We start from the raw sequence: 11,107 nt of genomic DNA, 5'->3' as shown, positions 1-11,107 counted from the left end.
TGTCCGACGTTGTGCCGATGGCCTCACGGTTGTCTGCGGCAAAACTCTGCAAGTCGTTGAGAACCCCGTTGAGGCTCTCCACCGTCTCGCCGACCTTTTTTGGATTGTCGGCCAGCACCGACGAGACCGCGGCCAGATTGCGGTTCAGCTGCTCGAGCAGATCGGCACTATCGTGCAGGGCCGTCACCAGCGTCGACAGGTTTTTGAATGTGGAAAAGATGTCTTTGCTGTGGTCGCCGAGCACGGACACGGTCTGCGACAGTTTGATGATGCTGTCGCGGATGGTGGGGCCTTGGCCGCGCAGGTTGTCGGCGGCGGTGTTGATGAGCGAGCCCAGCGTACTCACGCCGCCTGGCTGGGTGGGCTTCAGCAACTCGGTGACGCGTTGGAGTTGGTTTCGCAGATCATCCCACTCGACCGGCACCGCCGTGCGTCCCTGGGGGATGATCGCGCCGTCGCTCATCGTGGGCCCACCGGTGTAGGGCGGGGTCAGCTGGATGGCCCGACCTGTCACCAGTTGCGGCGACAGGATTACCGCCTTGGCTTCGGCGGGCACCTTGTACTTTCGATCGAACCAGAACGAAATCTTGGACCGCAGTGGCTCAGGCTCAATCTTTACGACTTTGCCCACTGGCACGCCCCGGATGCGCACGTCGTCGCCGGGAAACACGCCGCTGCTGTTGTCGAAGTAACCGACCACCAATGTGCGCGCGATCTGATCGCTGACTTGCATCGCGACGAACAACCCGGCAACGAGCACCAACGCGAGGGTGCCTCCGAGCGCCACGCGGGAGTTGTCTCTCAGCCAGCTCATCACGGTTGGCCTCCCGGTCGCGTCGGCGTGTAGTTCGCAATGACCGGCTTGGGCGTATGCGCAGGAATAGGAACAAGGGGCGGCCCCGGGGGTGGACCGCCGGGTGGCGGCGCCGGCGGTGGTTGCCGATACGGGTAGCAGCCAGGGCCGGGCAAAGCCACGCCGGGCGCACCGCAATGATGGTCGTCCGGATTGCCGGTGATCGCGTCGGGCAGACTTTGGCGCGGCTGGCCGCCCTGGCCGGTCCGCGGATCCGGCAACGGCAACGGCGGCGTCCCGCGCTGACCGGTCGGCGGGTCCGTCAGCTGCGACGGCAGCAAAGTCGCCGGGTCCAGTCCCAGATCGGAGAATGCGGCATTGATGTACGGCTGCACGAACTGGCCCGGCAGCAGGTTGACCACATATGCCTTGAAGAACGGGCCCGACGCAACCGATTCGCCAAGTGACATGACATAGGCGTTGAGCATCGGGATGGCCTTCTGCAGGCGCTCCTTGCGGTTGTCGATGATCGTCAACACGCCGTTGAGCTTGTCCAGCGCCGGCCGCAGCTCCTGCCGGTTGTCGGCGATGAATCCTTGCAGTTGTCGTGACGCCGCGGAGACATTCATCCAGACCTGATCGAGGGCCGCGCTCTGCGTCCGCAGCTGTGCCAGCAGCGCGTTCGTGTCCTTCACCAGGCCGACCACCTGGTCGGTGCGCTTGGCCAGGACTCCCGTCGCCTTAGCCGCGTTGTCGAGCAGGCTACGAAGGTGGGCGTCGCGTTCGTCGATTGTTTGCGCAAACCTCGCCACCCCCTGTAGCGCGTTCCTCAGATCCGGCGGGGTACTGGCAAAGGTCCGCGCCATGGTGGCCAGCGAATCGGACAGCTGTTCAGTGTTGATCCCACTGATCGTGGTGGCGAGGTCACCAAGGATGTCGGGCAGCTGGTAGGGCGACTGTGTCCGATCCATTGGGATGCTGCCCTGGAGCTGGCCGTCGCCGCGGGGTCTGACGTCGAGAATCTTGGCACCCAGGAGGCCTTTGGTTTTGATCCCCACCTCGGTGAGGTTCCCCAGATGAATGCCGTTGCCGACTTTGAATTCGACCAGCACGCCGGGCCCGTCAAGGTCGATGCTGGACACTTTTCCGACCGGGAAACCGGAGACTTCGACGCCGTTGCCGGTCCTCAGGCCGCCCGCATCAGCGAAATAGGCGGACACTGTTCTGCCCTGGTTGAGGAAAGGCAGTTTCTGCCACTCCAGCGCGGCCAGTACAAGGACGGCGACGGCGGTCAGGCCGATGGCGCCGATGATCATCGGGTTGCGTTCAGAGAACAACTTCGTGTCAGAGAACAGCTTCATTTTGGCGCGCACCGTCCCGACGCCTGACCGGCGACCTTGATGTACATCGGCTGGCCGCCCTTGCCGTTGAGCTTGAGCACGACATCACAGAAGTAGAAGCTGAAATAGTCGCCGTACATCGCCTGGCGGTCCATCGCCCGGTACTTGTCCGGCAGCGTGTTCAGCAGGTTGTCGAGGTAGTCATGGTCGGCCAGCACAACGTTGCCGACCCGGTCGGTCTGCTGGACCACTTTCCGGACCGGCTGGCGGGCTTGCGACATGAGGTCGGCGACCGAGCGGGCGCCGGCGTTGATGTAGGCCACCGCGGTGGAGAGGTCAGTTTTGCGGGCGGCCAGCCCGTGAACCAACTCGGACAGCGACGTCACCGCGTGGTCCAATCGGTCGCTCTGCCCGCCCAGCGTCCCCAGCACCACATTGAGGTTGTCGACCACTTGCCCGATCAGCAGATCGCGGTCGGCCAATGTGTTGGTCACCGCGGCCGATTGATCCAGAAACGTTCCGATCGTGGCTCCCTGGCCCTGAAACGCGTCGACGAACGCTTTGCTCAGGTCGTTGACCTGGTCCGGGTTCAGCGCCCGAAACAACGGGCGGAAGCCGCCGATCAGCGCGTCCAGATCCAGCGCGGGTTGGGTGCGGGCCAGCGGAATCGTTTGACCGGGACTGAGCGTCTTGAGCCCGCCTGGCCCTTCTTCGAGCGCTAGGAAGCGGTCACCGAACAGGTTGTCGTACCGCAGCACCGCCCGGGTTCCCTCAGTGAGAGTGGCTGATTTTTCAGCGGTGAACTCGACCCTCACCGTCGCATCCGGGTTGATCGAGATGTTCTTGACCTTGCCGACCTCCACCCCGGCGATGCGGACCAGCTTGCCCTTCCTCAGGTTGGTCACATTGGTGAACTCGGCGTAATAGGTGTTGCCTTCGCCGAACCGAAGTTGGCCGAAGACTGAAACCAGCAGGAACGCGGAAAGCGCGCAGACGGTCAGGAAGATACCGAGGCCCACTGCGGTGCCTCTGAGGTTTTCCTTCATAACTTTTCTCCTGCGGCTGCGGATCGTCGGCGGTGACAATGGCTGTTACGGTGGCGGCGCCGGCGGTGGCGGCGGTGCCGGGGGCATCCCGGGAAACAGCGGCACCCCGCCCGGCCCGTACAGCTGCGCGCCGTACGGCGGCGTCGCAAAACCTTGGGTTGGCTGTGGCCCGACCGCCGTTCCGGGGAGGCAAGCACGGAAGCGCCTGCTCGTCGCCGAGGCCGGGTCATCGAGCCTCGCCTGCGGCGGCTCTGGCCACGGGTGGGTGGCCCCGAAGTATGACCCGTAGCAGGGACGCCCAATGCCTGGGTTGGGCCGCATATCGAGCCCGGTTCCCCAACCGGTGTTGGTGACGAGCTGGCGCACCGGGAAGTTCTTCGTGGCATCCGGCAGCGACCCGCACCCCGGCTTGCCGCCAGGCCCGCCCTTGGCCTCGGCAATGGGCAGATTGTCGGGATAGAGGTACGGGTCGTTGCCCAGCAACAACGCGACGTCGAGTTGGAGCGTCCGACCGTCGGCGCCGCCAAACGCCGAATAGCCCCCGTTGTTGAGATACCAGGTGACGCCCTGGAGGAAACAGGTGTATTCGGGGTTGTATTTGAGCAGCAGGTTCGTCGTCGGTTCGAGGGTGTTGACCGACGCGACGAGATTGTCCCTGCTCTGGCCGAGCAGATTGGTCCCGGCCTGTGCGAAGCCGATTGTGTTGAGCAGCAAGTCGTCCAGCGCCTTCTTATGGTCCACGACGGTGGTGCTGGTGGTGCTGGCGGCATTCAAGATGGTCAGGATGTTCGGGGCGGCCGCATCGTAGGTGCTGCTGAGTTCCCCGAGCTTGCGCCAGTCCGCACGAATGGTGTCGCTGCGCGAGTTGAGCGCCAGCAGCACCTGGTTGAGGTCGGTGGTGGCCTCGCCCATCCGTTGACCTTGCCCGCGGACGCCTTCGGCGACCGCGCTCAGCACCGCGTTCAGCTTGAGCGGATCGACCATGTTGAGGAGGTCGACGACGTTTTCGAAGACAGTATTGATTTCGGTACTGACATTTTTGGAACGCAGCACCGCGCCGGCGGAAAGCCGCGCAGGGCTTGGGTTCTGCGGATATTCCAGGTCGACGAACTTCGCACCGAAAGCAGTGGTGGCACTGATCTGTGCCTGTACGTTGGCCGGGATATACCGGATCTGGTCAGGATCGATCTCCAGCCTGAGCTTGGCCTCGTTTCTGCCACTGCCGATCTGGCTGACCCGGCCGACTTGGACGCCACGCAGCATGACCTTGGCGTTGGTCTCGAGCACCAGCCCCGCCCGCTCTGATGTCAGGGTCACGGGCACGTAGGAGCGGAAGGTCCCACTGAAGGCGGCTGTGGTCGCGAACATGAATACGCCCACGACCGCCAACAGGATCAACGTCCACCAACCGGTGGGGACGCGGTGTTCTCCGGGCTTGCGTTGTGCCATGTCAGCTCGCCAGGTGGAAGTTGCCGGACTGGCCGTAGGCGGCGAGCGTGATCATCACGATCTCCACCGCCGCGACCACCATCGAAGCTCGCACCGCGCGGCCGACGGCTTCGCCGACCCCGGCCGGCCCGCCGCGCGCGTTATAGCCGTAGTAGGTGTGCACCAGCATGATCACGACGGTGATCGCCACCGATTGCAAGAACGACCAAATGAGGTCGCGGGGACTGAGGAACGTGTTGAAGTAATGGTCGTAGACACCCGTGCCCTGGCCATAGATCGCGGTCGTGCCGGCGCGTGAGGCCAGAAAGGCCATCATGACTGCGATGCAGTACAACGGGATGACCACGATGACTCCCGCGACCACCCGGGTCGACGCCAGGTAGCTGACGCTGCGGATACCGATTACCTCAAGTGCGTCGATTTCCTCGTTGATGCGCATCGCGCCCATCTGAGCGGTGGCTCCGGCGCCGATGGTCGCCGACAGCGCAACGGAGGCAGTTCCGGGGACAATGAGCCGGACATTGAAGTATGCCGACGCGAAACCGGTGAGGGCTTCGATACCGACGGACGCCAACTGGTTATAGCCCTGAACCGCGACCAAGGCGCCGGTGGTCATGGTCAGGAAGCCGACGATCACGACGGTCCCGCCGATCATCGCGAGCGCGGCGGTACCCAACCCCATTTGCGCGATCAACCGCAGCATCTCGGTCCGGTAGTTGATGACTGCATCAGGAATCGAACCGAGCGTCGTAACGTAGAACCGCATCTGCGATCCGACCCGATTCCATTCGCGGACAACCATATTCATGCTGCGCCGCAGCCGCGGATGAAGGGTGCTCGGAACGGTAATGCTCATGGCTTCACTTCACGACACCGTGAACTGGATACCGACGGCGGTCACGATGACGTTGATCGCGAACAACACCATGAACGTGTACACGACGGTCTCGTTGACGGCGTTGCCGACACCCGCGGGACCGCCGCCGACGGACATGCCCTTGTAGCAGGCGATCATGCCTGCCGCGTAACCGAATAGCGTCGCCTTGACCAACGACACGATGACGTCGGCAAGGCCGGTAAGCGTGGTCAGCCCCGCTACGAATGCACCCGCCGAGACGTGCTGGACATACACGGTGAAAAAGAATGCGCCCGCGAGGCCGACCACGGTCACCGCGGATTCCAGCGCCAAAGCCACCGTGGTGGCCGCCAGCACGCGCGGAACCACCAGCCGCTGAACGGGATTGATGCCCAACACGCGCATCGCGTCGAGTTCCTCACGGATCGTCCGAGCTCCCAGGTCGGCGCACATCGCCGTCGAGCCCGCGCCGGAAACCACCAGCACCGTGACGATGGGAGCGATCTGGTTTACGGTGCCGATCGCGGCGCCGGTTCCAGAGAAATCGCCAGCACCGATTTCGGTCAGCAGAATGTTGAAGATGAACGTCAGGATCACCGAGTAAGGAAGCGTCATCATCAGCGCCGGCAGCATCGAGACCCGCGCCACAAACCAGCTCTGCAGTAGATACTCACGCCAGGCGAACGGCGGCCTGAAGGTCAACAACGCGCCGTCCAGTGCCATCGCAAAGAAGCCGCCCATTACGCGGACGGGCTTGCCGATCTGATAGGCGGTTACCATCCGCGCCTCCGGGACGCTGTTGTCAGCCGGCGACCAGTGATGCCGGGCGCCTGACGCGTCACTTCATGAGCACGACCGCCAACGCCCGGTGCGCCCGGGAACACCGCCACGGCGAGGAAACCCCCGGTCCGCGGCTGCAAATGGTCATGCTCGGCCGGCAGCATGGGCGGAACGATATCGACGCGGCCGTCATAGTGGCTGCTCCACCAAGGGGGATTATGGGTCCCTCGTCGGGGTCACTCTGCGGTAATTCGGCTGTTCGGGGCCCTTGCTAGGCATGTGTCAAATGGTGACGAGCGTGCGGAGCACTCAACTCAGGCGCCAGCGATACTCCGTGCGGCTCAAGTCGGCACAGTCGCCAGCACTGCCCCTCTGCGCGCCGTTCGTGAAATAGGGGGCGCTCGACGAGCCGCCATGCCACCCAGCTCCGCATTCGCCGGGCGTGACTCAGAGGTCGCGGTATTCATCCATCAAAGCGTCTGCTGCGCAAGCATTTTCCTGAACTCTTAGGTCGAAACGCCGGATCTTGCCGTAGATGATTTCCACGATGCGGCCCAAATCGACTGGAATGTCAGCGTTCACATGCGTTCATCTGAGAAACTTGCGATAACAGCACCACTACAGGGCCGATGACGATTCGAGGAGGCCGCGTGCAACGTCGCGATCCCGCGTTGCGGCCTTCTCGGGCTGAGCGGGTCGCGGCCGATCTAGAACACGAGATCCTCAGTGCACGCCTTCCGGTCGGGGCCCATCTGGGACGTCGCTCGGAGATCATGGACCGCTTCGGCATCAGCCCAACCGTGATGAATGAGACGTTGCGGATTTTGCGCGATCGCGACCTAATTACGGTTCGCCCCGGACCAGGCGGGGGGATCACCGTGGCGAGTGCGCCCACACAGGTTCGTGTCGGGGCGCTGGATTTATCGTTCCAGCCTTCCACTCCGCATCCGCTGGACTTGTTCGAAGCCCGGTTATACCTGGAGTTCGGCATGACCAAGGCGGCTTTCGAGCGTGCGACTAGCGCCGACGTCGCTGCGATGCGATCGGCGATGGTCACGATGCGGGCCAGTGCCGGCGCTCCAGAGTACTTCGGCGCCGTCCTCGCGTTTCACGGCGTCGTGGCGGCGGCCGCCCACATCCCCGTCCTGGAGGGGATGCACCAGCTGGTCGTGACCAGCATCAAAGCCGTGCTGAGCCGGGTGATGTTCGTCCACGATCACGAACCGCTGCTCGCCAAAAGCCTCGACGTCCACGACGACATCGTGGCCGCCATTGCCCTGCACGATCAGGCGTCGTTCGTCGAGGCCATCAACCACCACGATCAAGATCTGATCCGCGCCGACGATCTGGACCGGACCCCGAACACGCCGCAGCGCCCCTGATCGCTCGGGCATTCGCTGCCCCATCGCGGGGTCGGTCCCGCGGGCATGTCGGTGCCAGCACACGAACAAATGTGCATTGTGCATATACATCTTGAATTATGTATGCACAATATCTATTGTAGGTCGAGTCCAACCCCCATCCCGTTGCGCGGAGCCGATCATCAACGCTCAACTGACCAACCCCGCCGGCCTCGTCGATGTCCACACCCACGCCATCGACGTCGATCTGCCGGACCTGCGACGAAGCTATCCGCACGATCGCTGGCCCGGCGTCGAGCGCACCAGTGAGACCGAAGCGCAGCTGCTTTTCGGTAGACAGCCCTACCGCCCCATCGATCACCGTTGCTGGTCACCGGAAGCGCGGATCCTTGACATGGACCGCGAAGGCGTTGCGATGCAGATGCTTTCGCCAATTCCGGTGACGTTCTGCTACGACGCATCGGCGGCCGGCGCCGCGGAATTGGCAGCAGCGCAGAACGAGTTCTTCGCCCGAATCACCCTCGAGCACCCAACGCGCTTTGCTGCGCTGGGGGCCGTCGCCTTGCAAGACGCCGACCGAGCTGTCGACGAGATGCGCCGGAGCATGCGTCACCCGGGGTTTCTCGGTGTCGAGATCGGGACGCGGGTAGGAGATAACGAACTTGCCGACCCTAGCTTGGACCGGTTCTTTGCGGTCGCGCATGAACTCGGCGCTTTGGTCCTGGTCCATCCCAGCGATCAGGATCTACCACCCCGAGTCGCCGCACTCGGATTGGGCTTCGGTGCCGGGATGCCGATCGAGACGGCACTCGCCGCGGCGGCGTTGATCACGAGCGGCGCGCTCGCACGCCGGCCGGGAGTACGAATCTGCTTGGCGCACGGCGGCGGCGCGCTGCCGGCGATGATCGGACGACTCGACAAAGGGGCCACGATCACTGGCATCTCTGTCGATTCACCCGACTTACCGAGTCGCCTGGCCCGACAACTGTGGTGTGACTGCCTGACCTACAACCATGACGCGCTCACGGCAGCAGTCCAACTGTTCGGCACCGACCACGTGGTCTTCGGATCCGACTACCCGTTTGCGGCGATGCCGCAGCCTCTTGACGACATCGTCACAACCCTGCCCGCTGACTTGCGTCGCAGGATCTGCCGCACCAATTTGGAGGAGCACTATGGCGCACTTCCTGGGTCTGGGCATGACCCACTATCCGCTACTGGCCGGCACCGACGAGCACATGGCGGACCTGTTGCGCTGGACGCTAACTGACCCCGACATTCCCGCCGAGGCGAAGGACCCTGCCACCTGGCCCGCGTCGATGCAAGCCGAATGGGGCAACGACGGCGGAGTTGCTTCAGCAGCGCGTCACCGAAAGCTGTTGGTGGAGAACCTTGCTCGCAGCCGCGATGCCCTCGACGAGTTCGCACCCGATGTCGTGGTGGTGTGGGGTGACGACCAGTACGAAAACTTTCGCGAAGAGGTCATCCCACCGTTCTGCGTGCTCGCCTACGGCGATGTCGACGTTAACCCCTTCGAGTTGATGACGCGCCGCGGCAGCCCGAACGCATGGAGTCTGCCCGATGACACAACCATCACGTTGCACGGCGACGCGGATAGGGCCCGCAGACTCACCGACGAACTCATCGGCAAAGGATTCGATATCGCCTACTCCTACCGAAAGCGCAGCGAAGCACCTTTTCCGCATGCAATCCTCAACACCCAGCTTTTCCTTGACTACCCAAACGCCGGGTCGCACTTCAACTATCGGCTGATCCCCATCACCGTCAACTGCTACGGGCAGCACGCAATCGCACGCCAAGGCGGCCTGGCGCGCTTCGCTGCCATCGCCGACGAACGGCTCGACCCGTCCGGGCCGACGCCCGCACGCTGTTTCGCACTGGGGCGCGCCGTCGCACAGGCGTTCCGCGACACCGACTTACGGGTTGCACTGGTTGCTTCGTCGAGCTGGTCGCACGCATTTCTCACTGACAAAACCTGGCACATCACTCCTGACACTGACGCGGACCGTCGCTTCTATCAGCTTTTCGTCGACCGCGACTACCAGACGTGGCAGGCCACCCCGAGCCGCGACATCGTCGACTCCGGCCAGCACGAGATGCTCAACTGGTTCTGCTTGACCGGAGCTGTCGACGAGCTCGGCTTGGACCTTTCTTGGTCGGAGCTCATCACTACCGATGTATTCAACTCCAACAAGTGTTTCGCAGTGTTCACGGAAGGAAGCACGCGATGACGTCGACAGTCGCACGGATCACATTTGAGCCAAGGACGATCGATGCAGGAGGTATCGAAACCAGCTACCTCGAGGCCGGTTCCGGGGAGGCAGTCCTCATGCTGCACGGATCTGGCCCCGGGGTTTCGGCGCTCGCTAACTGGCAGCTCAACATACCGACGTTGGCGCATCGCTTCCACGTGCTCGCACCCGACATCGTCGGCTTCGGCGCCACCGAGCGGCCCGAAGAGGTCGTCTACTCGCTGCGCACCTGGACCGATCACGTCTGGGCATTTATGGACGCACATGGCATCAAGAAGACCAGGGTCATCGGCAATTCACTAGGCGGCCGCATCGCGCTGCAGATGGCCACCGATCAGCCGGACCGCATCGCCAAGATGGTGCTGATGGGCACACCGGGCGCGGGTATGACTCCCACCGAGGGGCTTGCCGCGCTACGCGCGTACGAGCCGTCGTATGGCGCGATGCGCGCATTGCTGCGCAACTACTTCGCAGTCGATCCAGCGATGATCACCGATGACCTTGTCAAGATCCGGTATGAGGCCAGCGTCGCCGACGGCGCTTACGAGGCTTACCGCGCCATGTTCTTCGACCCGCGGCACGCCGGATCCGACCTCGGTATCACGGATAACGAGGTGCGTGCCATCACCACCCCGACACTGCTCATTCATGGCCGCGAGGACAAAGTGGTTGCCCTGCAAGTCTCGGTCACGATGCTCGGGCTACTGCCCCACGCCGATCTGCATGTGTTCAGCGCTTGCGGCCACTGGACCCAAGTTGAGCGCGCAGACGAGTTCTCTGCTGTGGTTACCGATTACCTCGGCCGGTCATGAGCGCCGGCATCGAGACTCGGCGCCCCCAGCAAGCCGATGTGCCCGCGCAACTGCCGATCGTCGACGACGACCCGGCAGCCCAACGGTTCCGGGTGCACCGCTCGGCGATGACCTCGCCGCATATCCATCGGGCCGAAATCGAGCGCATCTTCGCCAAGTCGTGGCTGTACGTCGGCCACGAATCCGAGATCCCAGAATCGGGCGACTTTGTGCGGCGGCCGGTGGCCGGCCGGCCGGTCTTTATGGTGCGCGGGGCGAAGACCGGTAACGTCAACGTGTTCCACAACACCTGCACACACCGCGGCGCGCTCGTCTGTCGCCAGGACTCGGGCAACTCCAAGGTCTTTCAGTGTTTCTATCACGCGTGGACCTTCGACTCCGAAGGGCAGCTCAAGGG

General features: G+C 63.5%; 12 protein-coding genes. 5 read left to right on the top strand and 7 right to left on the bottom strand.

Annotated elements, in window-relative coordinates; genetic code table 11:
• The 7 genes from WAN02_RS33395 to WAN02_RS33365 form a co-directional block, all read right to left on the bottom strand.
• On the bottom strand, nt 1-814 hold an 814-nt coding region (locus WAN02_RS33395), incomplete at its 3' end, for an MCE family protein (protein WP_422269635.1).
• Entirely contained in the window at nt 814-2,154 is a 1,341-nt protein-coding gene (locus tag WAN02_RS33390) for an MCE family protein (RefSeq protein ID WP_422269634.1), read from the bottom strand. The genes WAN02_RS33390 and WAN02_RS33395, both read right to left, overlap by 1 nt.
• Nucleotides 2,151-3,179: a virulence factor Mce family protein gene (locus tag WAN02_RS33385; RefSeq protein WP_422269633.1), complete on the bottom strand. Its 1,029-nt coding sequence runs from the start codon at nt 3,177-3,179 to the stop codon at nt 2,151-2,153. The genes WAN02_RS33390 and WAN02_RS33385 overlap by 4 nt, the downstream gene beginning before the upstream one ends.
• A gap of 45 nt (nt 3,180-3,224) precedes the next feature.
• Nucleotides 3,225-4,628, bottom strand: a complete 1,404-nt coding sequence (locus tag WAN02_RS33380; protein ID WP_422269632.1) for an MCE family protein — start codon at nt 4,626-4,628, stop codon at nt 3,225-3,227.
• Between the two features lies 1 nt (nt 4,629).
• Nucleotides 4,630-5,484, bottom strand: a complete 855-nt coding sequence (locus WAN02_RS33375; RefSeq protein ID WP_422269631.1) for an ABC transporter permease — start codon at nt 5,482-5,484, stop codon at nt 4,630-4,632.
• Nucleotides 5,485-5,493: 9 nt separating this feature from the next.
• Nucleotides 5,494-6,264, bottom strand: a complete 771-nt coding sequence (locus WAN02_RS33370; RefSeq protein ID WP_422269630.1) for an MlaE family ABC transporter permease — start codon at nt 6,262-6,264, stop codon at nt 5,494-5,496.
• 447 nt (nt 6,265-6,711) lie between these two features.
• On the bottom strand, nt 6,712-6,846 hold the full coding sequence (locus WAN02_RS33365) for a hypothetical protein (RefSeq protein WP_422269629.1): 135 nt from the start codon (nt 6,844-6,846) through the stop codon (nt 6,712-6,714).
• A 68-nt stretch (nt 6,847-6,914) separates the two neighbouring features.
• On the opposite strand from WAN02_RS33365, the gene WAN02_RS33360 reads away from it, so the two are divergent.
• From WAN02_RS33360 to WAN02_RS33340, 5 genes are all read left to right on the top strand, one after another.
• On the top strand, nt 6,915-7,646 hold the full coding sequence (locus tag WAN02_RS33360; RefSeq protein ID WP_422269628.1) for a FadR/GntR family transcriptional regulator: 732 nt from the start codon (nt 6,915-6,917) through the stop codon (nt 7,644-7,646).
• Nucleotides 7,647-7,803: 157 nt separating this feature from the next.
• Nucleotides 7,804-8,895, top strand: coding sequence for an amidohydrolase family protein (locus tag WAN02_RS33355; protein ID WP_422269636.1), 1,092 nt, complete (start codon nt 7,804-7,806; stop codon nt 8,893-8,895).
• Entirely contained in the window at nt 8,801-9,877 is a 1,077-nt protein-coding gene (locus WAN02_RS33350) for an extradiol ring-cleavage dioxygenase (protein WP_422269627.1), read from the top strand. Before WAN02_RS33355 ends, WAN02_RS33350 begins: the two co-directional genes overlap by 95 nt.
• Nucleotides 9,874-10,710, top strand: a complete 837-nt coding sequence (locus tag WAN02_RS33345; RefSeq protein ID WP_422269626.1) for an alpha/beta fold hydrolase — start codon at nt 9,874-9,876, stop codon at nt 10,708-10,710. The genes WAN02_RS33350 and WAN02_RS33345 overlap by 4 nt, the downstream gene beginning before the upstream one ends.
• The coding region (locus tag WAN02_RS33340) for an aromatic ring-hydroxylating oxygenase subunit alpha (RefSeq protein WP_422269625.1) at nt 10,707-11,107 on the top strand (401 nt) is incomplete at its 3' end. The genes WAN02_RS33345 and WAN02_RS33340, both read left to right, overlap by 4 nt.

This window comes from Mycobacterium sp., from assembly GCF_049281135.1.
Classification (GTDB): domain Bacteria; phylum Actinomycetota; class Actinomycetes; order Mycobacteriales; family Mycobacteriaceae; genus Mycobacterium.
Note: the sequence above shows the minus strand (reverse complement) of the source record. Positions and strands in the feature narration are given on the sequence as shown.